22 protein-coding genes are annotated in these 21,491 nt (G+C 70.4%); 16 read left to right on the top strand and 6 right to left on the bottom strand.

The genetic code is table 11. The annotated features are described in order from the left end of the window. Positions 1–2: 2 nt before the first annotated feature. Together OHA21_RS37520 and OHA21_RS37515 are read right to left on the bottom strand one after the other, a co-directional pair. Positions 3–1,022, bottom strand: coding sequence for a heme/hemin ABC transporter substrate-binding protein (locus OHA21_RS37520; protein WP_328463283.1), 1,020 nt, complete (start codon positions 1,020–1,022; stop codon positions 3–5). After that, a complete protein-coding gene (locus OHA21_RS37515) occupies positions 1,019–1,786 on the bottom strand; it encodes a hypothetical protein (protein WP_328463281.1) in 768 nt (255 codons plus the stop codon). Before OHA21_RS37515 ends, OHA21_RS37520 begins: the two co-directional genes overlap by 4 nt. A gap of 122 nt (positions 1,787–1,908) precedes the next feature. On the opposite strand from OHA21_RS37515, the gene OHA21_RS37510 reads away from it, so the two are divergent. The 3 genes from OHA21_RS37510 to OHA21_RS37500 all read left to right on the top strand — a co-directional run bounded on the left by OHA21_RS37510 (position 1,909) and on the right by OHA21_RS37500 (position 4,889). Then, on the top strand, positions 1,909–3,084 hold the full coding sequence (locus OHA21_RS37510; protein ID WP_328463279.1) for an HtaA domain-containing protein: 1,176 nt from the start codon (positions 1,909–1,911) through the stop codon (positions 3,082–3,084). Between the two features lie 75 nt (positions 3,085–3,159). After that, a complete protein-coding gene (locus tag OHA21_RS37505; protein WP_328463277.1) occupies positions 3,160–4,161 on the top strand; it encodes a WxL protein peptidoglycan domain-containing protein in 1,002 nt (333 codons plus the stop codon). A gap of 74 nt (positions 4,162–4,235) precedes the next feature. Beyond that, entirely contained in the window at positions 4,236–4,889 is a 654-nt protein-coding gene (locus OHA21_RS37500) for a biliverdin-producing heme oxygenase (protein WP_328463275.1), read from the top strand. Here OHA21_RS37500 and OHA21_RS37495 read toward each other — a convergent pair. Further along, a complete protein-coding gene (locus OHA21_RS37495) occupies positions 4,859–6,748 on the bottom strand; it encodes a DUF4132 domain-containing protein (RefSeq protein ID WP_328463273.1) in 1,890 nt (629 codons plus the stop codon). The genes OHA21_RS37500 and OHA21_RS37495 overlap by 31 nt on opposite strands. A 46-nt stretch (positions 6,749–6,794) precedes the next feature. Between OHA21_RS37495 and OHA21_RS37490 the strand changes: the two genes are divergently transcribed. The 5 genes from OHA21_RS37490 to OHA21_RS37470 all read left to right on the top strand — a co-directional run bounded on the left by OHA21_RS37490 (position 6,795) and on the right by OHA21_RS37470 (position 12,258). Further along, positions 6,795–7,892, top strand: coding sequence for a threonine aldolase family protein (locus tag OHA21_RS37490; protein WP_328463271.1), 1,098 nt, complete (start codon positions 6,795–6,797; stop codon positions 7,890–7,892). Between the two features lie 265 nt (positions 7,893–8,157). Continuing rightward, complete coding sequence (locus tag OHA21_RS37485) at positions 8,158–9,303, top strand: Gfo/Idh/MocA family protein (RefSeq protein WP_328463269.1); 1,146 nt, start codon at positions 8,158–8,160, stop codon at positions 9,301–9,303. After that, positions 9,300–10,442 (top strand): dihydrodipicolinate synthase family protein, encoded by a 1,143-nt coding sequence (locus tag OHA21_RS37480; protein WP_328463267.1) that lies wholly within the window; start codon positions 9,300–9,302, stop codon positions 10,440–10,442. The genes OHA21_RS37485 and OHA21_RS37480 overlap by 4 nt, the downstream gene beginning before the upstream one ends. After that, the gene (locus OHA21_RS37475; protein ID WP_328463265.1) at positions 10,439–11,230 is read left to right on the top strand and encodes a sugar phosphate isomerase/epimerase family protein; all 792 of its coding nucleotides are present in this window, start codon (positions 10,439–10,441) and stop codon (positions 11,228–11,230) included. The genes OHA21_RS37480 and OHA21_RS37475 overlap by 4 nt, the downstream gene beginning before the upstream one ends. A gap of 161 nt (positions 11,231–11,391) precedes the next feature. After that, a complete protein-coding gene (locus OHA21_RS37470) occupies positions 11,392–12,258 on the top strand; it encodes a hypothetical protein (protein WP_328463263.1) in 867 nt (288 codons plus the stop codon). On the opposite strand, the gene OHA21_RS37465 is transcribed toward OHA21_RS37470, so the two are convergent. Further along, positions 12,209–12,541, bottom strand: coding sequence for an ArsR/SmtB family transcription factor (locus OHA21_RS37465; protein ID WP_328463261.1), 333 nt, complete (start codon positions 12,539–12,541; stop codon positions 12,209–12,211). The genes OHA21_RS37470 and OHA21_RS37465 overlap by 50 nt on opposite strands. Before the next feature lie 222 nt (positions 12,542–12,763). On the opposite strand from OHA21_RS37465, the gene OHA21_RS37460 reads away from it, so the two are divergent. Together OHA21_RS37460 and OHA21_RS37455 are read left to right on the top strand one after the other, a co-directional pair. Further along, the gene (locus tag OHA21_RS37460) at positions 12,764–13,135 is read left to right on the top strand and encodes a hypothetical protein (RefSeq protein WP_328463259.1); all 372 of its coding nucleotides are present in this window, start codon (positions 12,764–12,766) and stop codon (positions 13,133–13,135) included. Between the two features lie 19 nt (positions 13,136–13,154). Next, positions 13,155–13,895, top strand: a complete 741-nt coding sequence (locus tag OHA21_RS37455; RefSeq protein WP_328463257.1) for a YqjF family protein — start codon at positions 13,155–13,157, stop codon at positions 13,893–13,895. 61 nt (positions 13,896–13,956) lie between these two features. On the opposite strand, the gene OHA21_RS37450 is transcribed toward OHA21_RS37455, so the two are convergent. Next, entirely contained in the window at positions 13,957–14,565 is a 609-nt protein-coding gene (locus tag OHA21_RS37450; protein ID WP_328463255.1) for a biotin transporter BioY, read from the bottom strand. Positions 14,566–14,667: 102 nt separating this feature from the next. Next, the gene (locus OHA21_RS37445) at positions 14,668–15,282 is read right to left on the bottom strand and encodes a DNA mismatch repair protein MutL (RefSeq protein ID WP_328463253.1); all 615 of its coding nucleotides are present in this window, start codon (positions 15,280–15,282) and stop codon (positions 14,668–14,670) included. Between the two features lie 28 nt (positions 15,283–15,310). On the opposite strand from OHA21_RS37445, the gene OHA21_RS37440 reads away from it, so the two are divergent. From OHA21_RS37440 to OHA21_RS37415, 6 genes are all read left to right on the top strand, one after another. Further along, on the top strand, positions 15,311–15,997 hold the full coding sequence (locus OHA21_RS37440) for a response regulator transcription factor (protein ID WP_328463251.1): 687 nt from the start codon (positions 15,311–15,313) through the stop codon (positions 15,995–15,997). Further along, entirely contained in the window at positions 15,994–17,310 is a 1,317-nt protein-coding gene (locus OHA21_RS37435; RefSeq protein WP_328463249.1) for a HAMP domain-containing sensor histidine kinase, read from the top strand. The genes OHA21_RS37440 and OHA21_RS37435 overlap by 4 nt, the downstream gene beginning before the upstream one ends. Before the next feature lie 71 nt (positions 17,311–17,381). Then, positions 17,382–18,194 carry a lytic polysaccharide monooxygenase gene (locus tag OHA21_RS37430; protein ID WP_328463247.1) on the top strand — a complete coding sequence of 271 codons (813 nt, stop codon included), beginning with the start codon at positions 17,382–17,384 and terminating at the stop codon, positions 18,192–18,194. Beyond that, positions 18,191–18,799 carry a DUF305 domain-containing protein gene (locus OHA21_RS37425; protein ID WP_328463245.1) on the top strand — a complete coding sequence of 203 codons (609 nt, stop codon included), beginning with the start codon at positions 18,191–18,193 and terminating at the stop codon, positions 18,797–18,799. The genes OHA21_RS37430 and OHA21_RS37425 overlap by 4 nt, the downstream gene beginning before the upstream one ends. Positions 18,800–18,823: 24 nt before the next feature. Further along, positions 18,824–19,972, top strand: a complete 1,149-nt coding sequence (locus OHA21_RS37420) for an outer membrane protein assembly factor BamB family protein (protein WP_328463243.1) — start codon at positions 18,824–18,826, stop codon at positions 19,970–19,972. Positions 19,973–20,214: 242 nt separating this feature from the next. After that, a complete protein-coding gene (locus OHA21_RS37415; protein WP_328463241.1) occupies positions 20,215–21,441 on the top strand; it encodes an MFS transporter in 1,227 nt (408 codons plus the stop codon). The last annotated feature ends 50 nt before the right edge of the window (positions 21,442–21,491 follow it).

Here is a 21,491-nt window from a genome sequence, read left to right as displayed (position 1 = left end):
ACTCAGTTGCACGGGCCGTATACCGCCTTGGCCAGGGCTTCGACCGCCTTGCCGGTACGCGCGCCGAAGTTGAGCAGGATCCCGTCGTCCATGTCCACGATCCGCCGGTTGATCCCGGCCGGCGTCTGCGCGACCCCGGGCAACTTCAGCAGCCCGTCCACTCCGTCGACCGAGTTCAGCCCCTCAGTCATCACCAGGATCACGTCGGGCGCCGCGTTGATCAGACCTTCGCTGGTCAGCGGCCGGAACTTGCTGAGCCCGGCCGCTTTCCCGGCGTCCACCGCGCCGATCGCCTCGATCATCGCGTCCGAGCCGGCGTCCTTGCCGCCGATCAGGAACACTCCGGCCGTGCCGCGGACGTAGAGGAACGCGATCCGGGGCGGGGTGCCGTCCTTCGGCGCGCTCTTCCTGGCCGCGTCGATCTCCGACTGCACGCGCTGGACCAGCTTCTCCCCGGCGTCCGGAACACCGAGCGCCGTGGCGACCGCCCGGATGTGCCGGGGCACCGCTTCCAGGTTCTGCTCGTCGTCGACGAGCACCACCGGGATGCCGGCCTTGCGGATCTGCTCCAGGACAGTAGGCGGCCCGATGCTGTCGTCGGCGAGCAGCACGGTCGGGTTCAGCTTCAGGACCGCCTCGGCGGACAGGTCGTGCCCCTGCGGCGTGACCAGCGGCAACGCGGCCGCAGCGGGGAAGGTCGTCGAGGTGTCCCGGCCGATCATCCGGTCGCCGAGCCCGAGGCTGAAGACGATCTCGGCGAGCGAACCGTAGAGGTTCACCGCGAGGATCCGGTCGGCGCTCTTCACCGTGACCTTGCGCTTGTCGGCGGAGTCCACAGTGACCGGCAGCTGCGGGGTGGGCCGCGGGTCGAGCGGGGTGATGTCCTCGCTGGCCAGCTTCGCGGTGGTGACGCCGCAGCCGGCGGCGGGATCGGCCTCCGGCCCCACCTCGCTGACCGCGGTGCACCCGCCGGCCAGCGCCATCGTGGCCGTCAGCAGTCCGGTCAGAACAAGCCGGTTCATGCGTTCTCCTGCTTGCGGCGGCGGATCCGGCCGGCCACGCTCGCGGCGAGCAGGCCCACCACGAACGCGCCGCCGATCGCCCACCAGTGACCCAGCGGGGTGGCGGCACTAGTCCGGTTCAGCGCCGGCTCGGCGGCCTGCAACGCCATGGCGGCGGTGGGCTCCGGGGGCGCGGCGGTGGCGAGGCGGCCGGTGGGCGGTCCGACCGGGGTGGTCTGCTTCCCGGTCGGTTTCCTGGTTCCGGTGGCGGCCGGATCGGCTTTCACCGTGGGCGCGGCGACGGTCGTCGTGGCGGCGAACCGCACCGCCACCCGCTTGTCCTGCGACCGGTCACTGGTCCGGGTGTGGTCGGCCCGGGTGACGATCGCGCATCCACGGACCGCGCAGTCGACGTCCCCGATCATCTGACTGACCTTGATGGACACCCGGAACGAGCCACCCTTCCCGTACGGCTTGGCGAGCCCTTCGCCGTACGAGGGCGGGTTCGACGAGATCCACGCCGACGAGCCGGAACCACCGGACATGTCGGCGCCGCCACCGCACGGCGACGGCATCACGCCCGGCCCGTTGTCCAGGCAGAACGCGACGTAGATGCCCTTCGTCGTGTCGTAGCCGCTCCCGGAGACGGTCACCGTCTCACCGGCCCGGTCCAGCCCCTTGGTCTTCGAGACCGTGAGCCGCTTCGCCGCCTGTGCGGGTGTGCCGACCGTGGCACCCGACAGCAACGCCAGAACCGCTATCGCGGCCCCCACGCCTTTGCGCACGGTTGTCCTCCACCGAGTTTTCCGCCGAGACGATCTTGTTTTGATCTCGAGATTAGGTGAGGCTAGCCTAACTTCGCTCGTGCAAGCGAGCACTGCCCTCATCGGAAGGAACAGAGACGAGCATGGGCACAAACAACGGCCCGCATCGGGTCGCCATGTGGGCCGGTGCGATCGCGATCGGCGCCGCCACGGCGCTGACCGGGGCCGCACCCGCCCTCGCAGCACCGGTCGACGTGGCTGGTGGCAGCCTCGACTGGGGATTCAAGGCGTCGTTCCGGACGTACGTCTCGACCGGCAACGGCACCCCGCCGATCGCGGTCAGCGACGGCGCCACCCGCAACACCGACGGGACCTTCGACTTCCCGGCGAAGGGTGGCACGTACGACAGCGCAGTCGGAACCGCCACGGTGAACTACAGCGGGACGGTCGTCTTCTCGTACCCGTCGCACATGTTCGAGATCACCCTCGCCAACCCGACCCTGGTCGTGGACGGCGACGGCACCGGCTCGCTGCTCGCCGACGTGGACCTGGTCGCGAACGGCGGCACCACGCAGCAGCACCTCGACCAGGCCGAGATCGCCACCGTGGCGACCACCGCGCCCACGGTCGCGGACGGTGACGTGACGTTCTCGAACCTCGCCACCACGCTGACCGCCGCGGGCGCCAGCGCGTTCACCGGCTTCTACACGGCCGGCACCGCGCTCGACCCGCTGACCGCCACGGCCTCGGACCAGGCGACGGACCCGACGGACCCGACGGATCCCACCGATCCGACGGACCCGACCGATCCGACCGACCCCACCGACCCGGAGCCGGGCACCGGTTCCGCGGCGCAGCGGATCACCGCGGCCGTCACCGGCGGCGCGCTGACCCTGACCTCGGCCGGCTCGGCCGTGGCCCTGGCCGGCGCCACCCCGGGGCAGACCGCGACCGGCAGCCTCAACGCGGTCACGGTCAGCGACCTGCGCGGCACCAACTCCGGCTGGGACCTGGTCGGCCAGGTCACCGACTTCACGTCCACCGGTGGCGGCGCCATCCCGGCCGCCAACCTGGGCTGGGAGCCGACCGCCGCGGTCGTCAACAGCGGCCTGGTCGCCGCGGACGGCGTGCAGAACGCGGTCACCCCGGGCAACCCGGTCGCGCCGGGCACCGGCCTGGGCACCAGCCGCACCCTCTGCAGTGCGGAAACCGGGAGCAGCCTCGGCAGCTCCACCTGTGGCGCGGCGCTGAAGCTCGGTGTTCCCGAGTCCAGCGCGGCGGGTGAGTACAGCGCCGTGCTCACTCTGACGCTCGCCTGATCTCTCGAGGCGGGGAACCGGCCGGGGATACCGCAACTATTCCCGGCCGGCTCGTCCCCCATCGTAAGGAGCAACATGATCGTCCGGGGCGTGCTGGCCGCCGTACTTCTTCTGATCCTGGCACCTGCGCCCGCGTCGGCCGCGCCGGGCGACACCGGCGTGCGCTGGTCCGTGCAACCGTCGACCGCGAAAGGTCCGGACGGGCGGGACTTCATCATCCGGCGCGCGGCCCCCGGCGAACGGCTCACCGACTACGTCGGCATCACCAACCTCACCGCGAAACCACAGACCTTCACCGTGTACGGCACTGACGCGTACAACACCGACGACGGTTCGTTCGCGCTGCTAGCGGCGGCGGAGAAGCCCACCGACATCGGGTCGTGGATCGCGCTCGGCGCCCGCGAGTACACCGTGCCGGCGAACACCCGCCTGGACGTGCCCTTCTCGATCACGGTCCCGGCGAACGCGACGCCCGGTGACCACGCGGGCGGGGTGATCGCCTCGATCGCCGAGGAGCAGACCGACGCCAACGGCCAGAAAGTGCTGGTGGATCGCCGGGTCGCGGCCCGCGTCTATCTCACCGTGGCAGGCGCGGTCGCGCCCACCTTGAAGATCGACACCGTACGCCTGGAGTACGCGCAGTCCGCGAACCCGGCCGACGGCGGCGTGATGACCGTGAGCTATCTGGTCCGCAACACCGGCAACCAGCGGCTCGACGGCACCGGCTCGGTACGCGTCACCGGCCCCTTCGGCTGGCAGTTGGCCCGCACGGAGGCGATGGAGATCCCGGAACTGCTTCCTGGCGGTTCGGTGACGATCACCGAGAGGATCGTCGGGGTGCAGCCGGCGATCCGCCTCTCCGCGCACGTCGACGTGGAACCCGCCGCTTTCGACCAGAAACTCCCGGCGGTCTCCCGCGGCACCGGCGTCTGGGCCTGGCCGTGGGTCCTGATCGTCGTCCTGGGCGTCGCCGTCCTGTACCTGTTCTTCCGCTTCATCCGCTTCATTCGTCGACGCCGGGCGATGGCCCGGGCACAGTCGGTGGAAGCGGGTCTGGACACCGTGACCACTCCATGAGGATCATGAACACGACATCGGTGTCGTGCCTCGTCCCCGTCGTCAGCTGAAGCACCAGGAAGGACCGAGCCGACATGACCGGATTCGCGACCCGCATCCGCCGCGCCACGATGGTCGAGCACCGGGAGGCCGAGAACCGGACCTTCATCTCCCGCCTGATGGCCGGCACCGTCCCGCTCGACGGGTTCGCCGAGCTCACTGCCCAGTACCTGGCGGTCTACCGGGAGCTCGAGTCGGCCGCCGACCTGATGCGCACCGACGCGGTGGCGGGCCCGTTCGCCGATCCGGCCCTGTTCCGGGTCGCCGCCCTCGAGTCCGATCTGGCCCACCTGTACGGGCCGGACTGGGAGAGCCGGGTCACGACGCTGGCCGCCACCGAGCGCTACACGCAGCGGCTGCGCGAGCACTGCCGTACGTCGCCGGCCCACTTCATCGCCCACCACTACGTCCGCTACCTGGGTGATCTCAGCGGTGGCCAGCTGATCGGCCGCTCGCTGGCCGCGACGTACGGCCTGGACCAGGCCGGCACCTCGTTCTACCGCTTCGAGCAGATCCCCGACCCGCGCGCCTACAAGACGGCGTACCGGGAACGGCTGGACGCCCTCGATCTGCCGGAGGAGGAGCTGGCCGCGATGGTCGCCGAGGCCCAGCTGGCCTTCGGTTTCAACGGTGCGGTCTTCCAGGAGCTCGGCACCGCCTACCCGGACGACGTGGCCGCCGCGGCCTGAGTCAGGTCGCGGAGCAGCTCGGAGGCGGCCACCGGGTCCAGCCGGCCGAGAGGAAGCCGGCCGCCCGCGCCATCGTGCAGGTAGATCTCGGTCAGCTTCTGTTCCGGGAAGTTCCGCGGTGCGCTGACGGCGATGCCGGGCTCGAGCTCGACGGCCACCTCCAGGTCGGGGGTGATCGGGAGCTCCATCCGGGTCTGCATGCCGGCGTCCTGGGGTTTCGCGCGCCGCCAGCCGTGCCGTTCCAGAGCGAGGAGCCTCGTGGTCGCGACCGTGCGGTTCTCGAAGCGGGTGAGCTGATCACCCGCCGCCTCGTCCGCGGTCAGGGTGTAGACCTCGCGGCTGAGCTGCGGGAACGGCTGCACGGGGAAGGTCCGGGTCCAGGTGGTCACCGCATCGCCGAGTTGCAGCGGGTGCGCGATGCCCACGATCGCCTCGTCCTTCTCATCCTCCAACGTGGAAGAGGCGCGGATCAGTGCGCCGGCCGTGTCGTAGATGCCCCACACCAGCTGCCCGACCAGGGGCCCGAGCAGCGGGTGGCCGACGAGGACCCGGCGGAACTCGGCGCCGGTCCACCGCCGGCCGGTCACCATCGCCCGTTCCAGCCACGCGGGGCCGTCGGTGACCAGACGGTCGCCGAGCTGTTCCGGGGTGAGCCCGCGGGCGAGGGCGACCTCGGTGATCTTCTGCTGGGCGGCTGATCGCAGGCCGGCGAAATCGGCGCCCTCGGCGATCCCGTTCAGATGCGTCAGGGCGACGTCGCTGCCGATCGCGGCCAGGACGTCGACGCCGGTGACGGCCTTGGCGTGCCCGCCCGTCCCGGGCCAGGCGCGGATCAGCGGGGTGAGCCGGCGTGCCGTCTCGTCGTCGCCGAGAAGGCCCAGGGCGGTGAGCGCCCAGTTCTGCTTCGCCTCGGCGCCGGACGACTGCCAGTGCTGGAACACCTCCCAGGCGAACTCGGCCAGGTCGGCCGGCTCGCACACCTGCCGGACGATCGCGAGACCGGCGTACGGGTCGTCGAGTGGGGAGATCGCGAGCATGGTGAGCAGGTGGGCGGTCGCGGTGGTGGGCAGGATGCCGGAGCCGTCGCGTAGGCGTACCGGGGTGGAGATCTTCCAGGCCGGGATGGGTGGGATCTTCGGCGGGAGGACGGTCAGCGGGTCGGTGGCCAGCAGGGTCGTGATCGCGGCCTCGGCCTCGGGTCCGTAGGTGGTCGCGGCTGCGCGAACGGTGTCGGCGGGCAGGGTGAGCAGGGCGCGTTCGGCCTGCCGTCGGGCGGTGCCGGCCTTGGCCAACGCCGGTGGTACCAGGGCGCGGGCGGCCTCGGCGGGGTGTCGTCGCAGCCAGGTCGTCGCGGTGCGCCGCAGGGTCTTGAGCCGGGCCAGCCAGTCGGCCATCAGCGTGGCGATCTCGGGTGCGGCGTACGGCAGAAGCGCGGCCGCCACCTCCGGCGTCCCGTCCCGGGCGATCGCCAGGGTCACGGGCAGGGCGTCGAGTTCGTAACGGGCGACGAGGATCCGCAACCACGCGTCGGCCGCCCAGACCTCCTCGGTCCGCCAGCCGGCGAGCAGTGGCCGCGCGAGTTCCTCGGGGGCGTCGGTGAAGAACTCGATCTCGTCGTACCAGACCGCGGTCCTGCTGGCGATCGCGGCGGCGATGCCCGGCCAGTCGCGCTCGCCCTCACCGATCCGTTGGAAACGGGTGCGGCGCCACTGCTCGCGCTCACCCGGCAACCAGCTGATGGTCGCCGGGTCGGTGCAGGCCAGGCCCGGAATCACTACCGGCTTGGCCGGTTTGACCGGATGCAGCCACGGCGGGTCGGTGAGCAACGGCGGCAGCGCGGTAGCCGGAGCGACGATCATCGATGCAGCCTAGCGGCGCGACGCAACGATCTGGGATTATCCGGCGATGTCGGACAACACGCGTCAGCACCGTCTGGCCGCCATGCGGGCCTGCGACCGGATCCTCTCCGGCGTCCGCCCGGTGACGATGCGCGAACGCCTCGCCGAGCTGGACGCCCGCGGTGACCTGGACGATCCCACCGACTTCTACGGCGACGGGCCGGTGGCCGTGCTGGAGGAGCGGGTGACGGACCTGCTGGGCACGGAGGCCGCGGTCTTCTTCCCGACCGGCACGATGGCGCAGCAGGTGGCGCTGCGGTACGGCGCCGACCGGACCGGTCGCTCGGCCGTTGCCCTGCATCCGCTGGGGCACCAGGAGGTGCACGAGCGGCATGCGTACGCGCAACTGACCGGCCTGCGTGCCGTCCGGTCCACCGGCGAGGCGCGCAACCCGATCGCCGCCGACATCGCCGCGCTGGGTGAGCCGGTCGGGACCGTGGTCATCGAACTTCCGCTGCGGGACGCCGGGTTTGTCCTGCCGGCCTGGTCGGAGCTGACCGCGACCTGTGCGGCGGCCCGCGCGACCGGTGCCCGCGTGCACTTCGACGGCGCCCGGATCTGGGAGTCGACACCGTTCCTCGGGCGCACGTTGCGGCAGGTCGCGGCCCTGGCCGACAGCACCTACGTCTCGTTCTACAAGTCCGTCGACGGGATCAGCGGCGCCGCGCTCGCCGGGACGGCGAAACTCGCCACCTACGCCCGGGCCTGGCGACACCGTTACGGCGGCAACGTCTTCCAGCAGTGGCCGGCCGCGCTGCTCGCCCTCACCGGACTGGACCGGGAACTGCCGCGACTACCCGGGTACGTCCGGCACGCTCGCGCGATCGCGGAAGCTTTGTCCACTCTGCCCGGTGCGCGAGTGTTTCCGCTGCCGCCGCACACCCACCAGTTCCGGCTCTGGCTGCCGCACCCGGCCCGCGACCTGGACGCCGCGGCGCTGGCCCTGGCCGAGCAGGAGAAGTTCTGGTTCGTCGGCGGCTGGCGCGACTCCGAGGTGCCGGGATATGCGATGACCGAGGTGACCATCGCCGCCGAGGCCCTGGAGTGGACCGCTGCCGACGTCGCCGAGGTGGGCCACCGCTTCCTGCATCGCATCCCGGGATGATCCAAGCCGGCGCCGACACGACCACGGACCGGCGCCCGCCCAGCCCTCCGGACCGGCGCCGACCCGACCACCCGGGCCGGGCCCGCCCAGCCACCTGCTTAAGCCCGGCGGTCGCCGGGCGGCCCGGAGTGCTGCCCGGCCCGCGCGGCTCGGCGGAACCTTTCGTAGCCCGTACCGTGAAATGCCTCTTGTCCTTCAGCGACCTATAAGCCTACGCTGCCAGCAGCAGGAAAGCGCTTTCCTACAGATCGCTCGGAGGACTCGCATGGCAGCGCGCAGATCGATCGGAACCGTCATCAACGGGGTGACCGGTCGGATGGGCTATCGGCAGCACCTGGTCCGTTCCCTGCTCGCGATCCGCGAGCAGGGCGGAGTTCCGCTCGCCGGTGGCGGACACATCTGGCCGGAGCTGGTCCTGGTCGGCCGGGATCCGGACAAGCTGGCCGCGCTCGCGGCGCGGCACGGCCTGACCGAGTGGACCACCGACCTGGATGCCGCGCTGGCCCGCCCGGACGTGGAGATCTACTTCGACGCGCAGGTGACCGCGCAGCGGGAGAAGGCGATCCGGCAGGCGATCGCGGCCGGCAAGCACGTCTACACCGAGAAGCCGCTCGCCGAGAGTTCCGCGGCTGCCGAGGAGCTGGCCGAGCTGGCCGCCGCGGCCGGCGTGCGCAACGGTGTGGTGCAGGACAAGCTCTTCCTGCCGGGCCTGCGCAAGCTGAAGCGGCTGATCGACGGCGGTTTCTTCGGGCAGATCCTCTCGGTGCGCGGCGAGTTCGGCTACTGGGTGTTCGAGGGTGACTGGCAGGAGGCCCAGCGTCCTTCGTGGAACTACCGGCTGGCCGACGGCGGCGGCATCGTGATGGACATGTTCCCGCACTGGAACTATGTGCTCGAGGAGCTGTTCGGCGCGGTCCGCGCGGTGCAGACCACCACGGCCACGCACATCACCAGGCGGGTCGACGAGCGCGGCGAGGAATATGTGGCGGACGCCGACGACGCCGCCTATGCGATCTTCGAGCTGGAGGGTGGCATCGTCGCCCAGCTCAACTCCTCCTGGACAGTTCGGGTCAACCGGGACGAGCTGGTCGAGTTCCAGGTCGACGGCACGCTCGGCAGTGCGGTCGCCGGCCTGCGCGGCTGCAAGATCCAGCACCGGGCCACCACGCCGAAGCCGGTGTGGAACCCGGACCTGCCGCTGACCGGCGCGTCGTTCCGCGACCAGTGGACCGAGGTGCCCGACAACGACGAGTTCGACAACGGCTTCAAGGTGCAGTGGGAGGCGTTCCTGCGGCACGTGGTCGCGGACGAGCAGTTCCACTGGGACTTCGGCTCCGGCGCCCGCGGGGTTCGGCTGGCCGAGGCGGGCCTGCAGTCGGCGCGCGAGGGCCGACGGATCGAGCTGGCATGAGCGTCGTCAATCTGCCCGACGGACGCAAGCTGACCCTGGCCGGTGAGCAAGCCTGGACGAAACCGGCGAACCCGCCGGCCAGCCGGATTGCGTATGCGGCAGCGCACGTGGTGGCCGACCCGCGCGCGGAGAACGCGCCCGGCGCGCCGGCCGTCCTCGACTGGGAGACCACCCTGGCGTTCCGGCACCACCTCTGGTCGCACGGGTTCGGCGTCGCCGAGGCGATGGACACCGCGCAGCGCGGGATGGGCCTGGACTACGCGGCCACCCGGGAGCTCATCCGGCGCAGCGCGGCCTCGGCTGCCGCCGCCGGCGGCAAGATCGTTGCGGGGGTCGCTACGGATCAGCTGCCGCCGGGTCCGGCGTCGCTTTCCGCGGTACGCGCGGCGTACGAGGAGCAGCTCGCCGATGTGCTGACGGCCGGCGCGAACCCGGTGCTGATGTGCAGCCGTCACATGGCTGCCGCTGCGGTCAGCGCCGACGACTACCTAACCGTTTATCGCGATTTACTCGATAAATCAGACAAGCCGGTCGTGCTGCACTGGCTGGGCACCGCGTTCGACCCGGCCCTGGAAGGCTACTGGGGCTCGTCCGACGTGGACAAAGCCACCGAAACCGTTCTGGAGCTGATCAACGCCAACCCGGCCAAGGTCGACGGCATCAAAATCTCGCTGCTCGACGCCGACCACGAGATCCGGCTGCGCCGCCGACTGCCCGCCGGGGTGCGGCTCTACACCGGCGACGACTTCAACTACCCGGAGCTGATCCGCGGCGACGAGCAGGGTTACTCCGACGCGCTGCTCGGCATCTTCGCCGCCATCGCACCGGCCGCCGCAGCCGCGCTAGCCGCCCTGGACCGCGGCGAGCTGGACGAGTACGACCGGATCTTCGCGCCGACCGTGCCGCTGTCCCGGCACATCTTCAAGGCGCCGACCTTCTACTACAAGACCGGCATCGTCTTCCTGGCCTGGCTCGCCGGGCACCAGGAGCATTTCACCATGGTCGGCGGCCTGCAGTCCGGCCGCTCGGTGCCGCACTTCGCCCGGCTGATCGAGCTGGCCGACGCGGCGGGCCTGCTGCCCGACCCCTCCCTCGCGGCACACCGCGCCAACCGATTCTTCGAGGTGACGGCCGGATGAAACGGTTCTCCTTCAACCAGATCACCGCGAAGCACTGGGCGCTGACCGACATGGTGAAAGGCTGCGTCGAGGCCGGCGTCGACAAGGTGGCGCTGTGGCGCGAGCCGGTCGCCGAGTACGGCCTGGACCGCTCCGCCGCCCTGGTCCGCGACGCCGGCCTGTCGGTGACCACGCTCTGCCGCAGCGGCTTCTTCCAGGCGCCGGACTGGTTCGACGACAACCGCCGGGCGATCGACGAGGCCGCCGCACTGGGCACCTCGGTGCTGGTCCTGGTCTCCGGCGGCCTGCCCGAGGGCTCGAAGGACATCGCCGGGGCGCGCGCTCACGTCGCCGACGCGATCGCCCAACTGGTGCCGCACGCCGCCGAAGCCGGGGTGACCCTGGCGATCGAGCCGCTGCACCCGATGTACGCCGCCGACCGCTGCGTGATCAGCACCTGGGACCAGGCCATGGCGATCGCTGAGCAGCACCCGGTCGGCCACGTCGGCGTCACCGTCGACACCTACCACCTGTGGTGGGACGACACCGTCCTGCCGAAGATCGAGCAGGCCGGCGAGCGGATCGCGATCTACCAGCTCGCGGACTGGATCACCCCGCTGCCGGCCGGCGTGCTCACCGGCCGTGGTCTGCCCGGCGACGGCTGCGTCGACATGCGGGCGTTCCACGATGCGGTGGAGAAGGCCGGCTACACCGGGCCGATCGAGGTCGAGGTGATGAACGACCAGCTCTGGCAGCGCCCGGGCCGGGAGATCCTGGCCGCGACGATCGCCGGTTACCGGTCGGTCTGAGGCGCGGCACGGACTCCGGGACCGGGGCGGGGTCAACGACGCCCCCTGCCGCCGGTCCCGGTTCGCCTCTGCCGCCGGTCCCGGTTCGCCTCTTCGGATGATCTTGGTGGGGAGGCGGGGTCGTAGTCTCGTTCCCAAGAGGTCTCGAGGGGAGCTGATAGGTGGACGCGGCGCGCGGTCCGGGCATCGATACGCCGGCCGGTTACACCCGCCTGGAACGGACGGGTTCCGGTGCCGAGGCGGATGTGTACCGGGCCTGGGACGAGCGCGCCGGTCGATGGGCCGTGCTGAAGCTCTTCCACCGCTATGCCGGTGGACGTGCCGAGGAAGCCGCCTTCGCCGCCTACTGCGCCGCCACGATCGGACTCGGCCGGCACCAGTCGATCGTCCCGGTCCGGTTCGGCGGGATCACCGCGACCGGCCGACCCTGGCTCGCCCTCGACCTCGTCGAGGGCCGCACCCTGGCCGAGGCGCTGACCAGCGAAGACCCGCCGTCGGCCGCCGAAGGGCTACGGATCGTCAGCGCTCTGGCCGAGGCGCTGGCCCGCACCCACGCGATGCGCCCGCCGATGGCGCACGGCCGGCTACGGCCGGAGGACATCCTGTTGGACGCGTCCGGCGCTCCGCTGCTCACCGAGTTCGCGGCACCGGTGGGACGGCCAGCTCCCACCCCCGGCGACGACGTGGTGGCGCTGACGCTGTTGCTGTTCCGCCTGGTCACCGGCGCGCCGTGGCCCGGCTCGGGCGACGAGGCGCTCGCCGAGTGGCCCGGACTGGCACTGCTCATCGACGAGGCGCTGGCGCCGATCCCGACAGTGGCGACGATGGCGGACTTCGCGGAACGGCTGCGCAAGGTACGCCGGTCGGCCGGTCTGGTGGACCCCCTGCCCGTCACACCCCCGGTCGCGCCGGCCGATCCTTCGCCACCAGCTCGTCGCCGGTCCTGGCAGGAGTGGCTGGGCACGCTGACCCGGCTGGCTAAGGACGGTGTGTGCGCAGTTCGACCAGGAGGCCGTCGCGATCGGTGAGGACCGCGCCGAGGATGCGACGGCCGGCGGCGAGCAGGTCGGCGACGGCGAGGGTGCTCAGCGCGTACATCACCAGCGGACCGTCACGGAACGACGTCACGATGCCGGCCCGGCGCAGTACGGCGAGCTGCTGAGACAGGTTCGAGGCTTCCACGTCGATCTCGGCGAGCAGGTCCCGGACCGGTTTCGGGCCGTCCTGCAGCAGCTCCAGGACGCGGATGCGGACCGGGTGGCCGAGGGTGCGGAACATCTCGGCCTTGGCCTGGTACAGCGGCACGGACACGGCGTCCCCTCCTGGCTCTACCCACCGCACAACGGCGGGGACGCCGGCTCGGTAACGGCATGTGCGGATTTTCGGAGTTGCAGAAATCTTCAACTGGCTCGGCAGACATGTAATGAATCCCACGTCGCGGTCGCGGCCAACCGGACATCGTGTGCGACCTGATCCCACCGGGGTCGTACAGGCTCGAATACAGACCTGGAACGACCACGGGAGGGACCCGAGATGCCGGACATGGACGTAGCGCTCAAGGACGCGATGCAGATCGACGGCGCCATCGGCGTGGCGCTCGTCGACCGTTCGAGCGGGATGGCGCTGGGCCTCGCCGGAGGCAGCAAGGATTTCGATCTGACGGTGGCGGCCGCCGTCAACACCGAGGTGATCCGGGCGAAGTTGCGCACCATGGAGATGCTCGACCTGCGCGAGAACATCGAGGACATCCTGATCACGATGGACAGTCAGTACCACCTGATCCGCCCCCTGACCGGCCGGTCCGGCCTGGGCCTCTTCCTCTACCTGGCGCTGAACAAGGACCGGGCCAACCTCGCGCTCGCCCGGCACCAGCTCAAGCGGATCGAGGCGAACCTGGACATCTGATCGCCCCTCCTGGTGAAAAATGGGCCAGGGGGTGGTCGATGTGCTCGCTCCGCCGATGGCCGAGATCGGCACCGCGATGATGATCCAGCAGTGGCGGCAGTTGACGTTCCTGCACTGGCGCTATCCCGCGGAGGCGGTGAGCCGGCTGCTGCCGGCCGAGCTCACCCCGCACACCATCGACGGCGAGGTGTGGGTGGGCCTGATCCCGTTTCTGATGTGCGAGGTGCGCCCACCCCGCTTCCCCGAGTTGCCGTGGCTGTCCCGGTTCCCGGAGACCAACCTCCGCACCTACGTGCAGGGGCCGGACGGCGGCACCGGCATCTGGTTCTTCTCCCTGGACGCGGCCCGACTGCCGGCCGTCGCATTGGCCCGGGCCGGCCTGGGCCTGCCGTATCGCTGGGCACGCATGTCCCTGCAGGCCGAGGGAGACGTCACCACATACCAGGGCATTCGACGGTACGAGCCACGCGGCGCCAACTACCGCATCGGCATCCGTGCCGGTGCGGCGTACCCCGAGCCCGATCTCGGCCCGCTCGACCACTTCCTCACCACCCGGCACCGTCTCTACACGGTCAAGATGGGCCGCCTGGTCACCGTGGACGTGTGGCATCCGAGCTGGCAGCTGCACCGGGCCGAGGTGGTCGAGCTGCGCCAGAACATCACCGAGGCGGCTGGACTGCCCCGGCCGCACGGCGCGCCGCTGGTGCATTACGCGCCGGGTGTGCGCACCCGGATCGGCCTCCCGAAGGTCATCCGCTGACCGGATTAGCACACCCGTTCGAGTTATCCACAGCCTGTGTACTCAGCCTGTGTATTACGGATCAGCGCCCGGTGAGCCGCCGGTTGACCAGCATCCAGGCGGCCGGCAGCAGGGCGGCCGCGAGCGCGGTCTTCAGCACGTCGCCGATCAGGTAGGGCACGAAGCCCTTGGCCAGGGCGGTAGCCAGGTCCATGCCCGTGGCGAAGGCGAGCCAGGGCACCCCGACCAGGTAGATCAGGGCGTTGCCGGCGGCCATCAAGCCGATGGTGTGCCAGGGACGCCGATCCGCGCCGAGGGCGGCGAGTTGGCCGGTCAGGGCGGCGGCCAGGATGAAGGCGAGCAGGTAACCGGCGGTGGCGGCGGGCCAGCCGGCGGTGCCGTCAGCGAACCACGGGACGCCGAGTGCGCCGGCCGCAACGTACAGCAGCATGCCGGCCGCGCCACGGGAGGCGCCGAGGGTGGCGCCCACCAGCAGGACGGCGAAGGTCTGCCCGGTGATCGGGACCGGCGAACCGGGAACCGGGATCACGATCTGGGCGGCGGCGCCCACCGCGGCTGCGGCGCTGACCGTGAGGATCACGTCCCGCACCGCGGACCGGCCCCAGGCATCCGCCAGAACTCCGGTCGGACGGCCGGGAACCACCACCGTGCTGAACGTTCCGTCGGTCACGTGAGCCCCTCCTGTACACCTTGGAGGGAACCCTAGATCGCGAACTGCCGGAAAGGCAGAGGTGAACGGCGAATGTGATGTTGTGGTGATCGCACAATGAAGTCAGCTGCCGACCTTGCTGATTTCGACGAGTGGTGCTCCGTTCCACCACTGCGCATGCACGATGAAGCTGTTCCCGGTCGACGTGAAGTAGACGGCGAGGTTCGTGTCGGAGCCGGTCTTCTGCACCGTGAATCCATCCGCGGGGGTCGCGGTCACCAGCGAGACGGTCCCCTTGCTGGTCATCTTGATCACGGCCTGGCCGCCCTCACAGGAGAACGAGCGCACATACGTCTTCATCCCGTCGTTACCCATGGTGACGGTCCAACCGTCCTCGGTGGTGGTCGACGGCTTCGTCGTGGGTTGCTGCGCCGGCGCGCTGGTGGGCGGTTTCGACGTCGGCTTCCGCTTCGTCTTGGACGGGGTGGGGCGGGTCGGTTCGGTCGACGAGACGGACGGCTCGGGACGCTCCACCGCGGCGGGCGGCGGTGTCGGCGCGGCGGTCGTGGTGACCGCGACCTCGGCGGCCGGCAACTGATCCAGATCCGGCAGCTCGTCGTCGGCCCGAGCCGCGTTCAGCACCGGGGACAGCGCGAACGAGGAGAGCACGATGCTGGTGGCAGTGGCCACACACCACCCGGCTATCGGCAGCCACCTGGAAGATCGCACGACGCCCATCCTCTCACCTGGCCCTATGGTTGTCGCCATGGCGATGATCCTGTTGGTCGAGGACGACCGCATCATCACGGCCGCCCTGACGCGTGCCCTGACCGATGCCGGGCATGTGGTGCGCCCGGTCGGTCAGGCGGCCCTGGCGTTGCGGATCGTCACCCAGGAGCGGCCGGATCTGGTCATTCTCGATCTCGGGCTGCCCGACATCGACGGCACCGATGCGCTGCGGATGATGCGGACCGTGTCCGACGTACCGGTGATCGTCGCCACTGCCCGGCGCTCCGAGGCGGACATCATCGCACTGCTGCAGGCCGGCGCCGACGACTACGTGACGAAGCCGTTCTCCGGCGGGCACATCCTGGCCCGGATCTCGGCGGTGCTGCGCCGGGCCCGCACCACCCAGGAGCAACAGCCGAACGCCATCACCGTGGGTGAGCTCGTGATCAAGCCGCGGCAGCGCCGGGTGGAGTTGCGGGGCGAGCCGTTGCAGCTGACCCGGCGCGAGTTCGACGTGCTGGCGTACCTCGCTGAGCGGGTCGGCCAGGTGATCAGCCGGCGCGAGCTGATGAACCAGGTCTGGCAGCAGGCCCGGATCGGCGAGGAACAGACCATCGACGTACACATCTCCTGGCTGCGCCGCAAACTCGGCGAGACCGCGGCGAAACCCCGCTTCCTGCACACCGTCCGAGGAGTCGGCGTGATGATGGTCGATCCGCAATGAGGTGGGCGCTCAACCGCCTGGCGCTGGCCATCACGTCGATGGTGGCGCTGGCGTTCCTCGTGCCGTTGGCGGTCGCGGTCCGGCAGATCGCCTATGACCAGGCCATCTCGGAGGCCAAGCAGCAGGCCACCTCGATGGTGACCGTGCTCGGGGTGGACAGCGACCTGGTGGCACTGACCAACGCGGTGGCCAGCACCGCGGCCGGCAGTGCCGGGCAGCTCGCCATCCACCTGCCGGGCCTGGACCCGATCGGCACCTCGCACCTCAGCGACGCCACTGTGCAACGGGCGGTGCAGGAACGGCGTTCGGCGACCGCGCACGCCACCGGCGGCGTCGCTTACCTCCAGCCGACTGTGCTGACGGACGGCCGTACCGTCGTGGTCGAGGTCTTCGTCCCGGAGGAGGAGACCCGGCGCGGCGTCTGGTCGGCCTGGCTCGCCCTCGGCGGCCTCGCGATCGTGCTGGTCGGCGGCTCGGTGCTGCTCGCCGACCGGCTCGGCAGCCAGCTGGTCAAGAGCACCCGCCAGCTCGCGGCGGCCACCCGCCGCCTCGGCGGCGGCGAGCTCAACGAACGCATCACCCCGACCGGGCCGCGCGAGCTGCGCGACGCGGCCCGTGACTTCAACACGATGGCCGACGATCTGCGCCGGCTACTGGATCGCGAGCGCGAGCTGGCCGCCGACCTTTCCCACCGATTGCGTACGCCTCTGACGGGTCTTCGCCTCGACGTGGAGGCGATGCCGCCCGGCCCGATCGCCGAACGGATGCGGCAGGCCTGTGACCTGCTCGACGAGGAACTCGAAGCGATCATCACCGGCGCCCGGCTGGGCAGCATCGAGAAGCGCGGCACCGAGGAGTGCGACCTGGTCGAGGTCCTCGCCGACCGGCTGGCCTTCTGGTCGGTGCTCGCCGAGGACCAGGAACGCCCGTGGGAGGTGGTCGGCGGCAACGAGCCGGTCCCGGTCCCGATGCCGGCGAGTGAGGTGATCCTGGTGGTGGACGCCTTGCTGGGCAACGTCTTCTCGCACACCCCCGACGGGACCGCGTTCCGGGTCAGCGTCTCGGCCAGCGGCCTGCTCGTCGACGACGCCGGCCCCGGCATCCCGGATCCGGAGAACGCGGTGAAGCGCGGCTTCAGCGGCGCCGGCTCGACCGGTCTGGGTCTGGACATCGTGCGCCGTGCTGCGGAAACTGTCCGTGGGCAAATGGTTCTCGACCGTAGTCCACTGGGCGGCGCACGCATCGGATTTCTTCTGCACGCCGCACCTCCCGAGCCCGTCGCGCGCTTTCAGAAGGGTTTTCGGTCTCTTTAAGGCTCCGTTATGGCGGCTCCCCATAACGTTCCGGCTCGTAACTGCCAGGACGACATGTTCGGAGAGCTGACATGCGCAGGAAGATCGCCTACCCGCTGGCTACCCTCGGGATGGTCGCTTCGACCGTCGTTGTCGCGTCACCCGCCCTGGCGCACGGATACATCTCCTCGCCGCCGAGCCGCCAGGCGCAATGCGCCGCCGGCACGGTCACGAACTGTGGCGCCATCCAGTTCGAGCCGCAGAGCGTCGAGGCTCCGAAGGGCTCAACACAGTGCAACGGTGGAAACGCCAACTTCTCGCAACTCAACGACGACTCGAAGGCCTGGCGCGCGACCAGCGTCGGCACCTCGGTGACGTTCAACTGGGTGCTGACCGCGCGGCACCGGACCGCCACCTGGGAGTACTTCGTCGGCGGTACCAAGGTCGCCACGTTCAACGACAACAACGCGATCCCCAACGCTTCCGTCTCGCACAAGGTCGACCTCAGCAAGTTCCCGGGCCGGCAGAAGGTGCTCGCCGTGTGGAACATCGGGGACACGGCGGCCGCCTTCTACAACTGCGTGGACTTGAACGTTGGTGGCGGCGGCTCCTCGACGCCGACGGCCGCGCCGACCACGGCCGCTCCGACTACGGCGCCCACCACCGCGCCGACGACCGCCCCGACCACCGCCGCCCCGACGGCGACAGCGACCGCCACCGTGGCGCCGACCAAGACCGCGACCTCGGCGCCGGCGAACGGGACCGAGTGGGCGCCGGGAGTGGCGTACAAGACCGGTGACGTGGTGACCTACAACGGCGTGTCGTACCAGTGCCGCCAGGGCCACTCCTCGATCCGCAGCTGGGAGCCGTCGATCTTCACGCTCGCCCTCTGGCTGCCGCTGTGAAGCGCCGGCTGGTAGTCCTCGCGCTGACCGCGCCGCTGCTGCTGGGCGCCTGCGGCACCGCCAAAGAGCCCGCCGCCCCCGCGGCGGAAACCGCACAGACGCAGAACGTCAAGAACGTCTCCGAGATCACCGCCGGTGCCACCTTCAACGACACCGACGTGATGTTCCTGCAGATGCTGGTGGACAACCAGGAGCAGGGGCTCGAGATGGTGGAGATCGCGGCGCAGCGGGCACAGCGCCCGGAGATCGTCGATCTGGCGAAGGCCGTCCAGGCCACCCAGAAGGACGAGATCACGATGATGAAGAACTGGCTCACCGAGTGGGGCAAGCCGACCACGGTCGACAAGCGGGTCAGCCTGCACGCCGACCACGGCGGCCTGCCCAGCACCGGCGAGGAGGAGATCTCGTCGCTGCGTACGATCGGGAAGAAGAAGTTCGAGACCGCGTTCCTGAACCTCTTCCTGGCGCACCAGCACAACGCGGTCGAGGTGGCCGGGCTGGAGCTGGACAAGGGCAGCAACGAGCTGGCCAAGCAGTTCGCGGAGCGGGTGAAGCAGTCCCGTTCCGACCAGGTCCAGCAGATGCTGAAACTGCTCGCCGGCTGAGTTCTGCCCTCTACGTTGAGGGTTGTGATCCGTACCTTTTCTCTGATTTCGTCCTTTGCCTTTGCCTTTGCCCTTGCCGGCGTCGCGACGGTTGCCCCCACCGCTGCGGCGCCGGCGTCGGCCGTCTGGGACCACCCCGGCTACGACGCCGAGAACAGCTACTACAACCCGGCCGAGTCGATGATCAACGCGGGCAGCATCCGCGGGCTCACCGAGAAATGGTCGACCGTGCTCCGGACCAGCGACTTCAGCTGCTCCGGACCGTCCGCCCCGATTCTCTCCGATGGCCGGATCTTCGCCACCGATCAGCTCGGCATCTCCGCGTACGCGGCCGACGCCGGCGGGCTGGCCTGGCGTTTTGATTGGGACTACCCCGGTGACAACGACATCCCGGCGATGGCCGTCGCCGACGGCCTGCTGATCGCGGCGAACGGCGGCTGCAACTCGCAGAGCGACCCGGACGGCAAACTCACCGCCCTCGACGTCGCCAACGGCAAGCCGCGCTGGACCCTGCCGATGGACATGCCCATCCGGACCGTGGTCGTGGACAAGGGGATCGTGGCGATCTCCGGATCGTCGCCGTCGGACGAGGACGCGGTGGTCGCCTATCGGGTGCGGGACGGCAAACAGCTCTGGCGCAAGCCGAACTTCGGTGCCGGCAGTGTCTCCGCCGACGGCGTTCTGCTGATCTACAAGACCGACGGGTTCGGCGTGCACGCGGGGGAGATCGCGGCGGTCGACATCGTGACCGGCACGGTTCGCTGGAGCCGGGCCGGTGACGAGAAAGCGCAGGCGGCGAGCGCTACGCATTTCTACGCGACCGAGGCGGACCGGGATCTCGTTGCGCTGGACATCGCCACCGGCGCGGTGAAGTGGAGCGCCGGCGGTCAGGCGAGTGAGCTGATCGCCACCGATGGGCGGCGGGTCTACCGAGCTGATGGGCGCGAGGTCGAAGCACTCGATGCCGACACCGGGCGCCGGCAGTGGGTCACCCGGCTGCCCGGCGAGGCGTTGCAGCCGGTCCGGGCCGGGGGTCTTCTGTACGCCGGAAGCACGGTCCTCAAAGCTGCGGACGGGAGTCGGGCGGGGGCGGCGTACCCGGGCTCGGTGATCGTCGGCGGGGGACGGGTCTACCAGGTGAGCGGGAGTGTCCTGCGAGCGTTCGCACCGTGACGTGCGGCCGTTCGTCGCCGTGCGGCCCGGTGCCTTATGGCCTCGCGCAGGGCCACGGCGGGACGGTTTCCGTTGCTTTTGGGGAGTAGTAGGCGTACCGAAAATGATCAGCAACCATCTGGGTTGCGATTGCGGTGTGCTGGGCCGAACGGGCGAAGCGGTACGCGAGCCCGGCCCGATGGGAAGGCGACGCCGAAAGCCGGCGTCGCTTTCCTGTTGGGGGTGCCGCCACCTTGGCTCCGATGTTCGCGCCGCTTCGAGAGCGCAACTACCGCCTGTGGGCGGCCGCTGACCTGGTCTCGGTCGGCGGAACGTGGATGCAGGTGCTGGCGCTCAACTGGCTGATCCTGTCCGCGACCGGCTCCGCGACCGCCATGGGCGCGGTCGTGATGCTGCAGTCCCTGCCGGTGCTGCTCCTCGGCAGCTGGGGCGGGGCCCTCGCCGACCGGCTCCCCGCCCGTCCGATGCTGATCATCTGTCAGGCGATCCGCGCCCTGCTCGCCCTGGCCCTGGTGCTACCGGCCGGCAGCAACTGGATGATCTACGGCGTGGCGCTGGCCTCCGGCGTGATCAGCTCCTTCGAGGGCCCGGTACTCGGCCGTTTCGGCTCGTCCCTGGTCTCCCGCGACGCGCTGGCCTCGGCCCTGGCACTCGGCTCGGTGCTCAGCTCGGCCGGCCGCATCGGCGGCATGGCGCTGGGCGGCGTGCTGATCGGCATCACCGGCCCGGCCGTGCTGTTCTTGATCAACGCCGTCTCCTACGTGGCCGTCATCGCCGCCCTGCTCGCGATGCGCACCCGCGAGATGCGCGACCTGGCCCGCCCGACGTCCTCGGACGGCGGTGTCCTGGCCGGCCTGCGCTACGTCGTCCGCCAGCCGGTAGTGCTGATCATCCTGGCGTTGTCGTTCGTGCTGGGCTCCTTGGGCCGCAACTACCAGGTGTCGATGGCCGCGATGGTCTCCGGCCCGCTGGGCGGTTCCTCCGGCTCCTACGGTCTGCTGTCGACAGTCTTCGCCGTGGGCGCGGTAGCCGGCGGCCTGCTACTGGCCGGCACCGGCAAGTCCACGCTGCGTGTGCTGCTCGGCACCGGCTTCCTGATCAGCGCCTTGCAGCTCTGCTCGGGCCTGGCCCCGAACGTCCTCGGCTTCGCCGCCCTGATCCTCCCCATCGCCGCCGGCGCAGTCATCTTCGACACCGTGGTGTCCACGCGCATCCAGCTGGACACACGCGAGGAAATGCGAGGCCGAGTCCTGGCCACGGTAGGCATCGTGTCGTCCCTGTCCGGCATCGTCGGTGCCCCAGCCATCGGCTGGCTGTGCGACACCTTGGGCCCCCGAGGCGCCCTGCTCCTGGCCGGCGCGGTAACCACAGCCGCAGCCCTGGCCGGCGCAGCCGCCCTGATCCGAGTGAAGGGCCGCTCCCTGAACTGGTCCTTCGTCCTGGGCCGCCCCGTCCAACAGCCCGCCTGACCTCTTGAATTCCAAACGTGCCGCCCGGTCGAAGAGGACCGGGCGGCACG

The sequence above is a fragment of the Actinoplanes sp. NBC_00393 genome (genome assembly GCF_036053395.1).
GTDB lineage: Bacteria > Actinomycetota > Actinomycetes > Mycobacteriales > Micromonosporaceae > Actinoplanes.
Note: the sequence above shows the minus strand (reverse complement) of the source record. Positions and strands in the feature narration are given on the sequence as shown.